Below are 14,052 nucleotides of genomic sequence, written 5' to 3' on the forward strand. Positions count from 1 at the left end.
GCGGCGGAGGCCCGGGGGAGGCCTGCCGCCGCGCTTCGTCGTGGGTGCTACTGGTCGGACTGCAAGCGCTGTCCGGACTGCTTGGCGTCATCGGCGACGTCGGACGCGCGATCAGTGGCCTCCTCCTTGACGGTGGACACCCCCTCCTGCGCAGTCTCCTTGACCGACTGAACGGCCTGCTGCGCCGGCTCCTTGAGGTCGTCGGCGACCTGCTTGCCGACCTCCGCGGCCTCATGGAGCAGAGGCTGCGCGGCATCCTTGGCGGCGGATGCCAGCTCCTGCTCCTTGGTGCTCGGCGGGATGAGGGAGGCGATCAGGGCGCCGATGCCGAAGGCGATGAGGCCGACGGCGAGCGGATTGCCCTGCGCCTTGTCGACGACGGTCCGGCCAGCATCGGCCACCGAACTGCCGGCGTCGGAGACGGCGCCGCCCACGCCGCTGCGGACGTCGTCGGCGGATCCCATGATCCGCTCGCTGATGGAATGGAAGGCGCCCTTCACCTTGCGCGTCTGGCGCTGGGCGATCTTGCTTGGCGTGACCTTGTCGGCCAGGGCATCGACATCACCGCTCAGGTTGCGGCGCGTCGCCTCGATGTCGGCGCGGATCGCGTCGGGGTCGTCGCTCATCGGTTCTCCTCATTTCGCTTCAGTGTCTCGGGGAATTCTTTGACCGTCTCCACGGTCTGGGGGGCACCTTTGACGGTCTCGAGCTGCTTGCGACCGCGCAGGTACAGGATCAGTGCGACGACGCCCCAGATGACCGCGACGATCACCGCGGACCAGGCGTTGCCCACCAGGTAGCCGAGCGCCCACCACAGGGCGATCGACAGGAAGAAGACGGCCATGAGGCCTGCGTAACCCGCGCCGCCCAGCAGCCCTGCGCCCTTGCCGGCACGCGTGACGGTCTGCTTGATCTCGGCCTTCGCGAGTTCCATCTCCTGGCGGATCAGTGTGGAGAGGTCACGACTGACCTCTCCGAGCAACTCGCCGAGCGAACTGTTCGCGGCTTGCTGCTCCGAAGGGGTGGGTTGATCGGTCATGCCCGGCCTCCGGTGTACCCGGCGCCCGGCAGCTCGGGAAGGTCGTTGCCGGAGTCGTCGTAGAGGTCGCCGGTGGCGCTTCCGTAGCCGCCGGCGGTGGATCCGGTGCCCGTGCCGCCGACGCCGGTGGTGCCGACGGCGGTGATATCAGGGCTCGGCGCCAGGCCGGTCGTCCCGGTGGTGCCCGTGGTGCCGGTCGTCGTGCCGGTGCTGCTGCCGGAGTCGTCCCCGCCGCTGGCGAGGGCTCGGGTCAGCCGGCCGGCGAGGGCGCCTGCGATGGCCGCCGCGGCGATGAACGTACCCGGGTTGCGCCGCGCGTACGACTTCACCTCGTTCAGCAGGGAGCCGGGGTCGCGCTCGTTCAGCCAGCCGGCGATCGCGTGGGTGCGCTGCGCCGCCTGCCGTACCAGGTCGGTCGCCAGGCCGTCCGACTCGGAGGAGGACGCCATCTGGTCGAGTTCGTCGCCCACAGAGCGGAGCCCGCTGGCGACCCGCTCCTGCTGCTGCGCCGCCTGCGTCCGGAGCTCCTCCTGCGTCTGGCGGTAGAGATCTTTCGCCTGCGACTTCGCCTCGCCCGCGACGTTCTTGGCCTGCTCCTTCGCGGTGGCCGCGACGTCCTTGCCGGCCTCTGCTGCCGAGCCGGCGACGCGCCCCGCTTCTTCGCGGACGCCGCTCTGCTCACCGGTCGAGGCGTCGCCGCCCAGCGAGCCGCCGGTCGGCTGCACCGTCTCGGGGAGGCCCGCCTCCGGCTCGAGCGCGTCGCGTCTGCTGTCGAAGATCGGTGTGTCCGCGGACTGGTCGTCTGACATGGTCATGACTGCCGTTTCCTTTCGGTGGATGTGTCCGGTTGGGATGTTGAGGACCACTCAAGACACCGGATTGAGGCGGGTACAGCGATTGACCGTCCCCCCGGCGGGGGGTATTCGTGCGCGGAGGACTGCCCCTCGTCGCGGGTGGCGACTACGGTGACCGGAATGGACGTACAGGACTGGCTGCTCGACTCCGACCCGGGGATCCGTTGGCAGGTGCTTCAGGATCTTGTGGGAGCCCCGCCGGAAGAGGTCGCCGCCGAACGTGCCCGCGTGGCAACGGAAGGCTGGGGGGCGACGTTCCTCGCCGAGCAGGCGGAGGACGGGCTCTGGGATGGCGGCACGTACCGTCCCGGGTGGATCCCGCCCGAGCGCGACGGGTTCGACGCGTGGAGCGGCACCCACTTCAGCCTCCAGCAGCTCGTGGACTTCGGACTCGATCCGTCGAGCGAGGAGGCGCGTCGGGCCGTAGCCCGCGTCCGCGAAAATGTTCGCTGGGAGCACGCCGGCGAGCGCTACTTCGAGGGAGAGACCGAGCCGTGCATCAACGGCGTCGCCCTCACGATCGCCGCCTACTTCGGCGAGGGCGGCGACCGGATCGCCGAGACGCTCGTCGGCTCCCGGCTGGACGACGGCGGCTGGAACTGCTGGGCCGAGTACGGCGCCCGGGTGTCGTCCTTCCACTCCACGATCTGCGCCGTCGAGGGACTGCGCGCGTGGATGCGCGCCGGCGGCGACGACGCGCGCGCGACCGAGGTCGTCGAGGCCGGCGAGGAGTACCTCCTCGAGCGCGGCCTCTACCGGAGGCGCACGGACGGCTCCACTCCGGACCCGAGGGTCACGATGCTGTCGTATCCTGTGCGCTGGTACCACGACATCCTGCGCGGGCTGGAGCACTTCCGGCAGCAGGACCGTCGCGACCCCCGCCTGGCGGATGCCGTCGAACTGGTCCGCGGCAAGGCCGACGCCGACGGCAGGTGGGTGCTCGAGAACATCCACGAGGGGCCGGTGATCGTCGAGTTCGACATGGAGGGGTTCCAGAGCAAGTGGGTAACACTTCGGGCGCTCCGTGTCCTGCGGTGGTGGGACGCCGCCTGACGCCGGACTACCGGCGCCAGCCGGCCCCGCTCACGGCTTCACGGCGGTCAGGTCGTCGACGGTCAGGGTAACCGGCGCGTTCACGACCCCGCCCGAGAGGTACCCGGTAACCGCCAGCCCGCCCGCACCCTGCAGTGCGGCCGTGCTGTCCGTCGCCGACCGCTGCCAGGTAGACGGCTCGGGAGTGCCGTCGGCCCATGCCTTCGTCTCGACGAGCGTCGGCGATGTCCCGGTGGTCCGCATCCGCACGTTCAGGCGCATGCCCGCGGTGTAGGTGACGTTCGGAACGGTGGCCGACGTCTGCACGACGACCTCGTTCCCGCCGTTCTGGTCGACGCGGACGATCTGGATGGTCACCTTGCCCGCCGACGAGATGATCACCTTGGACCCGTAGGAGCCGGTCGTCGCGATCCGCCGTCCCTGGACCGTCACGTACACGTTGCCCGAGGAGGGCAGCTTGTCGATCGTCAGTCCGAGTCGCAGGTCGATGCCGGTCGCGCTGACTCCGGGAAGCCGGGCGGTACCGCCCGAGCCCGCGGGGAGCTGGATGCGTCCCGTCCCGCCCGCGACCGAATACAGGCTGGAGCTGCCCGAGACCGACCAGTTCCCGCCGGTCGGGGCGGTCCCCCAGCCGTTGGTCACAGCGCGCTCGAACGGATCGGCGGCGAGCGTGTCGGCGGGTGGGGGTGGCGCGGTCACGGTCAGCGTGCGGGTGGTCGACGCTGTCGCCCCGCCGTCGTCCAGCACGGTCAGCCGCGCGGTGTAGGTGCCGGCGACGGCGTAGGTGTGCGTGATCGTGCCGCCGGTGCCCGACGAGCCGTCGCCGAAGTCCCAGGCGAACGAGGTGATCGCGCCGTCCGGATCGGTCGAGCCCGTTCCATCCAGCGAGCAGGTCAGGTCGGCGCAGGAGGAGGCGAACACGGCGCTCGGAGGCTGGTTGCCGGCGGCGGGCGGCCCGATCGAGAAGCCGTCCGTGAACGACGGCCCCGCGGCCCGGACGAACGACGCCGTCAGCTGGCTCGCCGTCGCGCTGACATCGAGCGAGCCGTAGAGCGGTGTGGCGGCGCTGCCGTACGAAGCCGCGAAGTAGTTGGCTTCGCTGTCGGCCGGGTGGACCTCGTAGTTGCCGTTGCCGCCGGTACCGACCGTCGCGAAGACGGTTCCCGCGCCCTTCACGAGTGTCCCGTCCGAATCCGCCACGCAAGCCGCGGTGTAGGTGCCCGGCGTGATCGTCGGACAGGCCGCTCCCGTCGCCAGCTGCTTCGTGCGCTGGTAGAGGTGCTCGTGCCCGGTGAGCACAAGATCCACGCGCTTCGACACCAGCAGGTTGAGGATGTCGGCTCCGGCCTCGCAGGGGTAGTCGCCCAGCGAGAGGCAGGGTTTGTGCATTCCGACGACGACCCACGGCGTTCCGGCCGCGCGCGCTCCGTCGATGGCGGCCTGCGTCCACGCGTAGTGGGAGGTACCCGATGCATACGTCCAGGTGCCGTCCGAGAACGGGAGGCCGGGGGAGATCATGATGAAGCGCACAAGGGGAGCGCCCTGCGGGACATCGACGTAGTACTCGCGACCGTAGGTCCCGACCGCTCCGGGGAGCTGGTTCGGGAGGCAGGCGGAGAAGTCGTTGATGTTGCCGTTCTGCCCGCTGCTCTCGTGGTTGCCCGAGACGAGTTCGAACGGGAAGCCGGCGCCGGTCCGGCTGGTGACGAGGTCGCACCAGGCCTGCTCCTGGCCCGTGGTGCCGTACGAGAGGTCGCCGAGGGCGAGGTGCAGGTCGGGGCTGAGGTTCTTGATGCCCGTGAGGACGGCCTGCGCCGCGGTGCCCGGGCCATAGTCGCCGGATGCGGTGAAGTGGACGGTGCCCGCTCCGGCCGCCACGCCCTGGACGCTCTGCGGCACGCTGACGCTGAGGATGACGGCAGCGGCGGCCAGCCCCGCCACGGTGAGGAATCGATGCTTGGCCATCGTGGACGCTCCCCGGCCCGTTTCGTCGCGGGCCTGTCGCGGCACACGCTAGCGCGCGACGAGGCTCGCGGGGAGTAGAAGACGAGGTTTGCTCAGGAATTGTCGACGAGTCAGGACGTCTCGACCGCGTAGTGCAGCCCGAGCGTGCCCCCGGCGAAGGCGCGTTCCTCCAATAGTCGCAGTCGCAGGAACTGCCCCTGGGGGAGGGCCGGGGTGCCGCCGCCGACAGCGACCGGGACGAGGAAGAGCCGGACCTCGTCCACCAGCCCCGCCGCGAATGCCGCGGCGGCGAGGGTCGGACCGCCGATGGAGACGTCGTGGTCGGCGCCCGCGACCAGGCGGCGCACCTCCTCCGGATCGAACCGCGACAGCAGCCGGGTCTTCGGCGTCGTCACCTCGCTCAGGGTGGATGAGAACACGACCTTTTCGGCGTGCTGCCAGACGGCCGCGTAGTCGGCGACCACCGGCTCCTCGCTGTCGCCCAGGTCCTGCCAGACCCGCATGGTCTCGTACATCCGCCGGCCGTACAGGTAGGTGCCGATGTCACGTTCCCGGTCGTTGACGAACGCATGGACCTCCTCGTCGGGCTGCGCCCAGTCGAACGATCCGGAGCTGTCGACGGTGTAGCCGTCGATCGAGGCGATGGCCGAGAAGAGAAGACGTCCCATGCAGGGACTCTAGGGGCGGCCGATCGCCGGGGCCAGAGCCCGGCTCACCCGACCGTCAGCCGATCTGCGGAAGAAGGGTCTTCAGTGCGCGCAGCTCGTCGTCGAAGATCCACGGCACCGCGACATCCAGCACCAGGCCGATCCCGATCATCAGCAGGGTCGCCCCCGCAGCGATCAGCACGAGAGTGACGAGCAACTGCAGGTAGGGGTTCCCGGTGACGGCGGCGAGCAGCCCCCGCGCTCGCCGCCGCACCGGCACCGATGCCGTACCGAGTGTCGGTGCGGTTCGCAGTCCGTGTCCCAGTGTCGTCATCGGTCTCCCCCTTCATGTCGACGCTCGAGACGGGAGCTCGAGCGGACATATCCGAGTCAACCGGGTACGCGCCCGAAGGGCATCGACCCCAGGTAGGGAGGAGGTCATCCCTGGGGATGATCCCGGTGTCGGTCAGGAGGGGTCGATGGTGCACCCGCAGCCGTCGGCCGGCTCGGGGATGCGGTGCTCCGCCCCGGCCAGACGGCGGGCGAGGAGGTCCCTGCGGCGCTCGAGGGCGGCGATCGCCGCATCCAGCTCGGCCAGTCCGTCGCGGTAGGCGTCACGGGAGGCGGGGCATTCGTCGCTGTGCGCGTGGCCAGAGCCGAGGCAGTCGATGAAGGGACGCGCCTTTCCCGGCGGGATGCCCGTGTCGGCAAGTTCGCGGATCTCGAGCACAGCGCGCAGATGCTCGTCGCCGTACTCGCGGTAGCCGTTGCCGAGCCGGTCCGGCGAGACGAGTCCGAGCCGCTCGTAGTACCGCACGGCCTTGACCGTCACACCCGCCCGCTCGGCCAGTTCGCTGATGCGCATGTCGTCCTCCGCTGTCAGCGTAGACCTTGCCCCGCGGGTCAGGGTCCAGATGGCGTACACTATTCGTTAGTGCACTAATGAATCGAGGGATCATGGCCGGACGCTTCGCCAGCTGGTATTCGCGGTGGAACGAGAAGCTCATCCGCATCGCCGGTCCGGCGCAGCTCGGCGCGGGCCACCCGGAGGCGCCCGACCGGCGTTCCGCCGCGGCTCCCTGCCCGATGTGCGGCCGGCCGATGACCGAGCACGAGGTGTTGCGGCCCGGCGGCCAGCGCGACGCGACGCGGCTGGTGTGCCCCGCGCCCGTTCAGGCGGCCTGAACCCGCGTCATCCGGTGCGGACGGCCGCGCCGATGATCGTCTGCAGGCTCTCGCGCAGATTCTCGAGCTCTGAGATCGGAAGGCCGAGCCGCTCCACGATGCGCGGCGGGATCTTCTCCGCCTCCGCTCGGAGCGCCCGCCCGGACTCCGTCAGGCGCACCTCGAGCGCGCGCTCGTCGGCGGCGCTGCGCCGCCGTTCGACGTAACCGGTCGCCTCGAGCCGCTTCAGCAGAGGGGAGAGGGTGGCCGGCTCCAGGGCCAGGGTGTCGCTGAGGTCCTTGACCGACCGCGGCTCGCGCTCCCACAGTGCCAGCATCACGAGGTACTGCGGATGCGTCAGCGACAGCGGTTCGAGCACCGGGCGGTAGAGCGCGATGACACTCCGCGCGGCCACGGCGAGGCCGAAGCACACCTGGTTCTCGAGTGCGAGGAGGTCGTCGGACATCCGGCCATTGTATGGCTGGGTCCTGGCCTCAATACTCATCGGTGCGCCGCTCGACCCGCTGGCCGGTGACGGGGTCGATGCCGTCCTGCCGGATCGACGTGCGCGGTCTGCGCCGCAGCGCGAACGCCAGCGAGATGATGAAGACGACCAGGCCGGCGCCCATGAGGATGTACCCGGTGATCTTCAGGTCGATCCAGCTCACCTGCACCTGCAGGGCGAAGGCCAGGATGAGGCCGACGACGAAGATGAAGATGCCGCTTCCGATGCCCATGCGCACGCTCCTTCACGTCCGGGGCTCAAGCTACTCCCCGACGCGCCGGAGCGCATCACACTGGTCCGTCGATGCGACCGGAGTTACTCGGCGCGCGAGAACTCGGACGCCCGGGCCACCTGCTCCGGCGTGAGCCGCACTCCGGTGTATCGCTCGAACTGACGCGCGGCCTGCAGGGCGATGACCTCCGCCCCGGTGATCACCGCTGTCTCCGTCGCCCGCGCGGCGCGGATCAACGGCGTCTCGGAGGGGAAGGCGACGACGTCGAAGACGGTCGTCGCGCGCTCGATGAACGCCTCGTCGAACGCCATCACGTCCTCCGCGTCGCCGCGCATCCCGAGCGGCGTCACGTTGACGATGACGTCGAAGCCGGGCTCCGGGTCCTCCGCCACCCACTCGTAGCCGTACCGCTCGGCGAGAGCGGGGCCGGCCTCGGCATTGCGCGCGAGGACGGTCAGCTCGTCGAATCCCGCGCCGCGGAACGCCGCGACGACGGCCTTCGCCATGCCGCCCGACCCGCGCACCAGAACGCGCTGCGCGGTGTCGACCTCATGCTCGGCGAGCAGCTGCGCGACGGCCTCGTAGTCGGTGTTGGAGGCGGTCAGCAGGCCGTCCTCGTTCACGACGGTGTTCACGGACTCGATCGCCGCGGCCGACGCCTCGAGGTTGTCGACGAGCGGGATGATCGCCTCCTTGAACGGCATGGAGACCGAGCATCCGCGGATCCCGAGCGCGCGAATGCCGCGCACGGCGCCCTCCAGGTCGTCCGTCGTGAACGCCTTGTAGACGAAGTTCAGGCCGAGCTCGTCGTACAGGAAGTTGTGGAAGCGCGTCCCGATGTTGCTGGGCCGACCGGCGAGCGAGATGCAGACCTGCATGTCCTTGTTCAGGATGGGCATGACTCCATCATCGCAGTAGGTGTCAGCATTCTCAGGTCCGTCACCCGATCTGGGGCGAACTCTTGCGTTCACAGCTTGACTCCAACAGCCCGATCGTTCACGCTTGTCGCTATGACCGCCACCCAGGGGCTGATCCCTCGTGGCGCACGCAATCCCGGGTCGCAGGGCGCACTGAGGCACTTGAACCAGGAACGACTCGTCGAGTTCCTCCTGGCCAACGGACCGTCCACCCAGGCTGAGCTGGCGCGCGGGACCGGCCTGTCCACCGCCACCGTGTCGAACATCGTTCGCGACATGGCGGCCAAGGGCGTGGTCACGACCTCCCCGGTGACCTCCAGCGGGCGGCGGGCCCTGCTCGTGCAGCTCACCGACACCGGCGACATCGCCGTCGGCGTCGACTTCGGCCGCCGCCACGTGCGCATCGTCCTCACCACCCTCGGCTATGACGTCATCGCCGAGGAGCAGGTGGCGCTCGAACCCGGCTATGACGTGCTCGGCGCGGTGCGGGAGGCTGCGCGGCTGCTCGACCGGATGCTCGCCGCAGGCGGCCACGACCGCGAGTCCGTGCTCGCCGTCGGCGTCGGCATCCCCGGACCCATCGACCGCCGCACCGGCACGGTGCTGCAGGGGGCCATCCTCCCCGAATGGGTCGGAATCACCCGGCGGGAGCTGGAGGACGTGTTCGGCTTCCCGGTCGTCGTCGACAACGACGCCAACCTCGGTGCGCTCGCCGAAGTCACCTGGGGAGCGAACCGCGGAGAGCGCAACCTGATCTTCGTCAAGATCGGCACAGGGATCGGCGCGGGCCTCATCCTCAACGGCCAGCCGTACTACGGGTTCCTCGGCATCACGGGCGAACTCGGTCACACGCCGGTCGCGGAGCACGGCGTCATCTGCCGTTGCGGCAACCGCGGCTGCCTCGAGACGATCGCGTCCACAAGCGTGATGCTCGAGTCGCTCGGGCGGGGCGACGGCGCGCGCACGGCTTCGGACATCCTGCGCCGCGGGCTCGCCAAAGACCCGGCCGTCCTCCGCGTCGTCAGCGACGCGGGCACGGCGATCGGCCAGGCGATCGGCAACATCGCGAACGTCATCAACCCGGAACTGGTGCTCATCGGCGGACCGCTGGTCGGTCTGGGCGACGCGCTGCTCGACCCGATCCGGCACGGGATCCGGCAGAACGCCATCCCGATCATCGCCGGCACCACGACGGTCCGGATCTCGTCGCTGGGCGACCGCGCCGAGTCGCTCGGAGCAGCCGCGATCGTCATCAAAGGCGCCCTGGCCGGGCAAGAGGGCTGACGTCCCGCGCCACCTCTTTCGGCCGTTATCGCATCGTTGTCTTCACTATTTGACGACAAGTGCGAAGATAGCGTTTACTACTTAGGCACATCCATTCCCGAGCCCGCAAGGAGCGACGATGCCGTCGAACGCAGTCATCCTCGAGATGCGCGCGATCACCAAGGAGTTCCCCGGGGTCAAAGCGCTGGAGGATGTCTCCCTCACCGTCCACGCCGACGAGATCCACGCGATCTGCGGCGAGAACGGCGCGGGGAAGTCCACCCTCATGAAGGTCCTCTCCGGCGTGTACCCCTATGGGACGTACAGCGGAGACATCGTCTACCAGGGCGACGTGATGCGGTTCAAGGACATCAAGTCCAGCGAGCAGCAGGGGATCGTGATCATCCACCAGGAGCTCGCGCTCATCCCCGAGCTCTCGATCACCGAGAACATCTTCCTCGGCAACGAGCCGGGCCGCGGCGGCGTCATCAACTGGGGCGAGGCGAAGACCCGCGCCGTCGAGCTGCTCGCCCGTGTCGGTCTGACGGACGACCCGGACACCCAGATCAAGAACATCGGCGTCGGCAAGCAGCAGCTGGTCGAGATCGCCAAGGCGCTCAACAAGAACGTCAAGCTCCTCATCCTCGACGAGCCGACCGCGGCGCTCAACGAGGCCGAGTCGCAGCACCTCCTCGACCTCATCCTCGGACTGAAGGGTCGCGGCGTCAGCTCGATCATGATCAGCCACAAGCTCAACGAGATCGAGCAGATCGCCGACCAGATCACCATCATCCGCGACGGCCGCACGATCGAGACGCTCGACGTCAAGGCGGACGGCGTCGATGAGGACCGCATCATCCGCGGCATGGTCGGCCGCACGCTCGGGAGCCGCTTCCCGGAGCGCACGCCGAACATCGGCGAGAAGTTCTTCGAGGTGAAGGACTGGGTCGTGCAGCACCCGCAGGTGCCGGACCGTCTGGTCGTCAAGAACTCCAGCTTCTACGTCCGTCGCGGCGAGATCGTCGGCTTCGCCGGCCTCATGGGCGCCGGCCGCACCGAGCTCGCGATGAGCGTCTTCGGCCACTCCTACGGCAACTGGGTCTCGGGTGAGATCTACAAGGACGGCAAGGAGATCCAGGTCCGCAACGTCTCCGAGGCCATCGACAACGGAATGGCCTACGTGAGCGAGGACCGCAAGGTGCTCGGCCTGAACCTCCTCGACGACATCAAGCAGTCGGTCGTCGCTGCCAAGCTCAAGAAGATCGCCAAGCGCGGCGTCGTCGACGACCTGGAGGAGTACGCGGTCGCGGACGAGTACCGCAAGCTGCTCCGCATCCGGACGCCCGACGTCGACCGCGGCGTGTCGACGCTCTCCGGCGGCAACCAGCAGAAGGTCGTGCTGGCCAAGTGGATGTTCACCGACCCCGACATCCTGATCCTGGACGAGCCCACCCGCGGCATCGATGTCGGCGCCAAGTTCGAGATCTACGGGATCATCCAGCAGCTCGCCGCACAGGGCAAGGGCGTCATCGTCATCTCCTCCGAGCTGCCCGAACTGCTCGGCATCTCGGACCGCATCTACACGATCTTCGAGGGCCAGATCACCGACGAGCTGCCCATCGCCGAGGCGACGCCCGAAACCCTCCTGAAAAGCATGACATCCGCCAAGAAGAGGATTGCCCGATAGCCATGACCACACAGATTCCCGAGAAGAAGAAGTCCGGCGGTCTCCGCGACCTCGGCAAGATGTTCGGAGGCGGCCAGTCCACCGGACGCCAGTTCGGCATCCTCGGCGCCCTCGTCGTCATCATCCTGCTGTTCGAGGTGCTCACGGGCGGCACCACGCTCGAGCCGGTCAACCTCATCAACCTGGTCAATCAGAACGTGTACGTCCTGATCCTGGCCATCGGCATGGTGATGGTCATCATCGCCGGCCACATCGACCTGTCGGTCGGCTCGGTCGCCGCCCTCGTCGGCATCATCGTCGCCGAGGCGATGACCAACTGGAACGTGCCGTGGCCGCTCGCGATCATCCTCGGACTGCTCGTGGGTGTCGTCATCGGAGCCTGGCAGGGATGGTGGGTCGCCTACGTCGGCGTCCCCGCGTTCATCGTCACCCTGGCCGGCATGCTCATCTTCCGCGGTCTGAACCAGCTGATCGGCAGCGCGAACACGATTCCCGTCCCGGACGGCTTCACCTTCATCGGCGGCGGCTTCCTTCCGGAGTGGGGCCCGAACACGGGCTTCAACAACTCCACCCTGCTGCTCGGCATCATCATCGCGGTCGTCATCGCGCTGGCGGAGGTCCGGACCCGTCGCAAGCAGACGAAGATGGGCTCCGAGAAGGCTCCCCTGTGGGTCAGCGTGTTCAAGGTGGTCATCCTCGACGCCGTCGTGATCTACGCTGCGGTGCTGTTCGGAAGCGGCCGGGTCGGAACCTCGTTCCCCGTCGCCGGCGTGATCCTCGGCGTGCTCATCATCCTGTACTCGTTCATCACGCGCAGCACCATCTTCGGTCGCCACATCTACGCGGTCGGCGGCAACTGGCACGCCGCAGAGCTGTCGGGCGTCAAGATCAAGCGCATCAACTTCTTCGTCATGATGAACATGTCGGTGCTCGCGGCGCTGGCCGGCATGATCGCCGTCGCCCGCTCCGTCTCCTCCGGGCCGCAGGACGGCCTCGGCTGGGAGCTCGACGCGATCGCGGCTGTGTTCATCGGTGGTGCTGCGGTCTCCGGCGGTATCGGAACCGTGGCCGGCTCCATCATCGGTGGTCTGGTCATCGCCGTCCTCAACAACGGCCTGCAGCTCCTCGGCGTCACCAGCGACAAGGTGCAGATCATCAAGGGTCTGGTCCTGCTCGTCGCGGTCGGTGTGGACGTCTACTCGAAGCGCCGGGGCGGCCCGTCGCTGATCGGCAGGATGTTCGGCGGCGGCAAGACGCAGGAGGCGAACGCCGCTGCCGCCGAGCAGCCCGCCGTCGTGCCGTCCGGCGACTCCGCCGAGGACAGCTCGCGCTCGCTGACGTCCTGATCACCTAGTTTTTCATCCCCCCTGCACCATCAACACACAGAGAAAGAGAAACGCAATGCGCAAAATCGCACTCGCGACAGTGGCCGTCGCAGCTGCCGCCGCGCTCGCCCTGACCGGCTGCTCGTCGAGCCGCTCCGGTTCGGACAGCAGCTCCGCGTCCGGCTTCGCCAAGGACTCCACCATCGGTGTCGCCCTCCCGACTAAGACGTCGGAGAACTGGGTTCTCGCCGGTGGTCTGTTCGAGGACGGCCTCAAGGAGGCCGGCTTCAAGGGCGACGTCCAGTACGCCGGTGGCTCCGGTGTCTCCGACCAGCAGTCGCAGATCCAGTCGATGATCACCAACGGTGCGAAGGTCGTCATCATCGGCGCCGTCGACGGTGGCCAGCTCGCCGCGCAGGCCAAGGCCGCGCACGACGCCGGCGCGACCGTCATCGCGTACGACCGCCTGATCCTGAACACCAACGACGTGGACTACTACGTCGCGTACGACAACGAGAAGGTCGGCGAGCTGCAGGGTCAGGCCCTGCTCGACGGCATGAAGGCGAAGTTCCCGGACAAGAAGAACTTCAACATCGAGCTCTTCTCGGGCTCGCCGGACGACGCCAACTCGGCTGTCTTCTTCAACGGCGCCATGAAGGTCCTCCAGCCGAAGATCGACGACGGCACCCTGAAGGTCGTCTCGGGTCAGACCGAGATCAAGCAGACCTCCACCCAGGGCTGGCTGCCGGCGAACGCGCAGACCCGCATGGACAACCTGCTCGCCAAGAACTACGCCTCCACTGAGCTCGACGGCGTCCTGTCGCCGAACGACACCCTGGCCCGCGCCATCATCACCTCGGTGAAGGGTGCAGGCAAGCCGGTCCCGATCGTCACCGGTCAGGACTCGGAGGCCGAGTCGGTCAAGTCCATCATGGCGGGCGAGCAGTACTCGACCATCAACAAGGACACCCGCAACCTGGTCAAGCAGGCCATCACCATGGTGAAGGACCTGCAGCAGGGCAAGAAGCCCGAGATCAACGACGACAAGTCGTACGACAACGGCAAGAAGGTCGTCCCGGCCTTCCTGCTGAAGCCGGTCATCGTCACCAAGGAGAACGCGGCCGAGGCGTACGCCAACGACCCGACCCTGGAGCCGCTGACCAAGTAACGGTTCTCACACCCCGCGTGTGAAAACGAAAGGGGCCGGAGTGTGATGCACTCCGGCCCCTTTCCCGATCCGTCCCCCGACGGGATCGGTCCCCCTGGCCGAGCTTGATCACAGGCTAGGACGCGGCTCTCGCCGCCGGCATCGGTGGCAGCACGGATATGCTCCTCCGTGCCCACCCGAAGCGGCTGGTATGTTAGGACAGGTATGAGCCGTTTCTGACGTTGAGGAGCCGT

The 14,052-nt window shown here is 68.4% G+C and carries 16 protein-coding genes; 6 read left to right on the top strand and 10 right to left on the bottom strand.

Annotated features, from left to right (window positions below; translation table 11 throughout):
* Window positions 1-47: 47 nt before the first annotated feature.
* From ABIC47_RS06865 to ABIC47_RS06875, 3 genes are read right to left on the bottom strand one after another with little or no spacing between them, the layout of a single operon-like run.
* A complete protein-coding gene (locus tag ABIC47_RS06865) occupies window positions 48-626 on the bottom strand; it encodes a DUF3618 domain-containing protein (protein ID WP_354478594.1) in 579 nt (192 codons plus the stop codon).
* Window positions 623-1,039, bottom strand: coding sequence for a phage holin family protein (locus ABIC47_RS06870; RefSeq protein WP_018189081.1), 417 nt, complete (start codon window positions 1,037-1,039; stop codon window positions 623-625). Before ABIC47_RS06870 ends, ABIC47_RS06865 begins: the two co-directional genes overlap by 4 nt.
* Window positions 1,036-1,854, bottom strand: coding sequence for a hypothetical protein (locus tag ABIC47_RS06875; protein ID WP_354478597.1), 819 nt, complete (start codon window positions 1,852-1,854; stop codon window positions 1,036-1,038). The genes ABIC47_RS06870 and ABIC47_RS06875 overlap by 4 nt, the downstream gene beginning before the upstream one ends.
* A 159-nt stretch (window positions 1,855-2,013) precedes the next feature.
* On the opposite strand from ABIC47_RS06875, the gene ABIC47_RS06880 reads away from it, so the two are divergent.
* Window positions 2,014-2,946 (top strand): hypothetical protein, encoded by a 933-nt coding sequence (locus tag ABIC47_RS06880; RefSeq protein ID WP_354478600.1) that lies wholly within the window; start codon window positions 2,014-2,016, stop codon window positions 2,944-2,946.
* Window positions 2,947-2,976: 30 nt separating this feature from the next.
* Here ABIC47_RS06880 and ABIC47_RS06885 read toward each other — a convergent pair whose 3' ends face one another.
* The 4 genes from ABIC47_RS06885 to ABIC47_RS06900 all read right to left on the bottom strand — a co-directional run bounded on the left by ABIC47_RS06885 (window position 2,977) and on the right by ABIC47_RS06900 (window position 6,423).
* On the bottom strand, window positions 2,977-4,911 hold the full coding sequence (locus tag ABIC47_RS06885; protein ID WP_354478603.1) for a PKD domain-containing protein: 1,935 nt from the start codon (window positions 4,909-4,911) through the stop codon (window positions 2,977-2,979).
* Between the two features lie 110 nt (window positions 4,912-5,021).
* Complete coding sequence (locus tag ABIC47_RS06890; RefSeq protein ID WP_354478606.1) at window positions 5,022-5,579, bottom strand: dihydrofolate reductase family protein; 558 nt, start codon at window positions 5,577-5,579, stop codon at window positions 5,022-5,024.
* A 55-nt stretch (window positions 5,580-5,634) separates the two neighbouring features.
* The gene (locus ABIC47_RS06895; protein ID WP_018189086.1) at window positions 5,635-5,892 is read right to left on the bottom strand and encodes a hypothetical protein; all 258 of its coding nucleotides are present in this window, start codon (window positions 5,890-5,892) and stop codon (window positions 5,635-5,637) included.
* A gap of 132 nt (window positions 5,893-6,024) precedes the next feature.
* Window positions 6,025-6,423 carry a MerR family transcriptional regulator gene (locus ABIC47_RS06900; RefSeq protein ID WP_020076140.1) on the bottom strand — a complete coding sequence of 133 codons (399 nt, stop codon included), beginning with the start codon at window positions 6,421-6,423 and terminating at the stop codon, window positions 6,025-6,027.
* A gap of 92 nt (window positions 6,424-6,515) precedes the next feature.
* Between ABIC47_RS06900 and ABIC47_RS06905 the strand changes: the two genes are divergently transcribed.
* Window positions 6,516-6,743: a hypothetical protein gene (locus ABIC47_RS06905; protein WP_018189088.1), complete on the top strand. Its 228-nt coding sequence runs from the start codon at window positions 6,516-6,518 to the stop codon at window positions 6,741-6,743.
* Window positions 6,744-6,750: 7 nt separating this feature from the next.
* On the opposite strand, the gene ABIC47_RS06910 is transcribed toward ABIC47_RS06905, so the two are convergent.
* From ABIC47_RS06910 to ABIC47_RS06920, 3 genes are all read right to left on the bottom strand, one after another.
* Window positions 6,751-7,188: a MarR family winged helix-turn-helix transcriptional regulator gene (locus tag ABIC47_RS06910; protein ID WP_354478610.1), complete on the bottom strand. Its 438-nt coding sequence runs from the start codon at window positions 7,186-7,188 to the stop codon at window positions 6,751-6,753.
* A 28-nt stretch (window positions 7,189-7,216) separates the two neighbouring features.
* Window positions 7,217-7,459: a DUF6458 family protein gene (locus ABIC47_RS06915; protein WP_018189090.1), complete on the bottom strand. Its 243-nt coding sequence runs from the start codon at window positions 7,457-7,459 to the stop codon at window positions 7,217-7,219.
* Between the two features lie 83 nt (window positions 7,460-7,542).
* The gene (locus tag ABIC47_RS06920; RefSeq protein WP_354478613.1) at window positions 7,543-8,358 is read right to left on the bottom strand and encodes a shikimate 5-dehydrogenase; all 816 of its coding nucleotides are present in this window, start codon (window positions 8,356-8,358) and stop codon (window positions 7,543-7,545) included.
* A 111-nt stretch (window positions 8,359-8,469) separates the two neighbouring features.
* Between ABIC47_RS06920 and ABIC47_RS06925 the strand changes: the two genes are divergently transcribed.
* The 4 genes from ABIC47_RS06925 (at window position 8,470) to ABIC47_RS06940 (ending at window position 13,819) form a co-directional block, all read left to right on the top strand.
* The gene (locus ABIC47_RS06925; protein ID WP_354478616.1) at window positions 8,470-9,660 is read left to right on the top strand and encodes an ROK family transcriptional regulator; all 1,191 of its coding nucleotides are present in this window, start codon (window positions 8,470-8,472) and stop codon (window positions 9,658-9,660) included.
* A 118-nt stretch (window positions 9,661-9,778) separates the two neighbouring features.
* Window positions 9,779-11,326: a multiple monosaccharide ABC transporter ATP-binding protein gene (mmsA, locus tag ABIC47_RS06930; RefSeq protein WP_020076136.1), complete on the top strand. Its 1,548-nt coding sequence runs from the start codon at window positions 9,779-9,781 to the stop codon at window positions 11,324-11,326.
* 2 nt (window positions 11,327-11,328) lie between these two features.
* A complete protein-coding gene (gene mmsB / locus ABIC47_RS06935) occupies window positions 11,329-12,672 on the top strand; it encodes a multiple monosaccharide ABC transporter permease (RefSeq protein ID WP_020076135.1) in 1,344 nt (447 codons plus the stop codon).
* A 55-nt stretch (window positions 12,673-12,727) separates the two neighbouring features.
* Entirely contained in the window at window positions 12,728-13,819 is a 1,092-nt protein-coding gene (locus ABIC47_RS06940; protein WP_020076134.1) for a substrate-binding domain-containing protein, read from the top strand.
* The last annotated feature ends 233 nt before the right edge of the window (window positions 13,820-14,052 follow it).

The sequence above is a fragment of the Leifsonia sp. 563 genome, from assembly GCF_040545055.1.
Classification (GTDB): Bacteria; Actinomycetota; Actinomycetes; order Actinomycetales; family Microbacteriaceae; genus Leifsonia.

Bases quoted from the DNA above. Each gene is read 5' to 3' on its own strand.
- ABIC47_RS06910 (WP_354478610.1), bottom strand. From the start codon at position 7,188: ATGTCCGACGACCTCCTCGCACTCGAGAACCAGGTGTGCTTCGGCCTC.
- ABIC47_RS06900 (WP_020076140.1), bottom strand. From the start codon at position 6,423: ATGCGCATCAGCGAACTGGCCGAGCGGGCGGGTGTGACGGTCAAGGCC.
- mmsA (WP_020076136.1), top strand. From the start codon at position 9,779: ATGCCGTCGAACGCAGTCATCCTCGAGATGCGCGCGATCACCAAGGAG.
- ABIC47_RS06925 (WP_354478616.1), top strand. From the start codon at position 8,470: ATGACCGCCACCCAGGGGCTGATCCCTCGTGGCGCACGCAATCCCGGG.
- ABIC47_RS06875 (WP_354478597.1), bottom strand. From the start codon at position 1,854: ATGACCATGTCAGACGACCAGTCCGCGGACACACCGATCTTCGACAGC.
- ABIC47_RS06915 (WP_018189090.1), bottom strand. From the start codon at position 7,459: ATGGGCATCGGAAGCGGCATCTTCATCTTCGTCGTCGGCCTCATCCTG.
- ABIC47_RS06895 (WP_018189086.1), bottom strand. From the start codon at position 5,892: ATGACGACACTGGGACACGGACTGCGAACCGCACCGACACTCGGTACG.
- ABIC47_RS06905 (WP_018189088.1), top strand. From the start codon at position 6,516: ATGGCCGGACGCTTCGCCAGCTGGTATTCGCGGTGGAACGAGAAGCTC.
- ABIC47_RS06885 (WP_354478603.1), bottom strand. From the start codon at position 4,911: ATGGCCAAGCATCGATTCCTCACCGTGGCGGGGCTGGCCGCCGCTGCC.
- ABIC47_RS06940 (WP_020076134.1), top strand. From the start codon at position 12,728: ATGCGCAAAATCGCACTCGCGACAGTGGCCGTCGCAGCTGCCGCCGCG.
- mmsB (WP_020076135.1), top strand. From the start codon at position 11,329: ATGACCACACAGATTCCCGAGAAGAAGAAGTCCGGCGGTCTCCGCGAC.
- ABIC47_RS06920 (WP_354478613.1), bottom strand. From the start codon at position 8,358: ATGCCCATCCTGAACAAGGACATGCAGGTCTGCATCTCGCTCGCCGGT.
- ABIC47_RS06880 (WP_354478600.1), top strand. From the start codon at position 2,014: ATGGACGTACAGGACTGGCTGCTCGACTCCGACCCGGGGATCCGTTGG.
- ABIC47_RS06890 (WP_354478606.1), bottom strand. From the start codon at position 5,579: ATGGGACGTCTTCTCTTCTCGGCCATCGCCTCGATCGACGGCTACACC.
- ABIC47_RS06870 (WP_018189081.1), bottom strand. From the start codon at position 1,039: ATGACCGATCAACCCACCCCTTCGGAGCAGCAAGCCGCGAACAGTTCG.
- ABIC47_RS06865 (WP_354478594.1), bottom strand. From the start codon at position 626: ATGAGCGACGACCCCGACGCGATCCGCGCCGACATCGAGGCGACGCGC.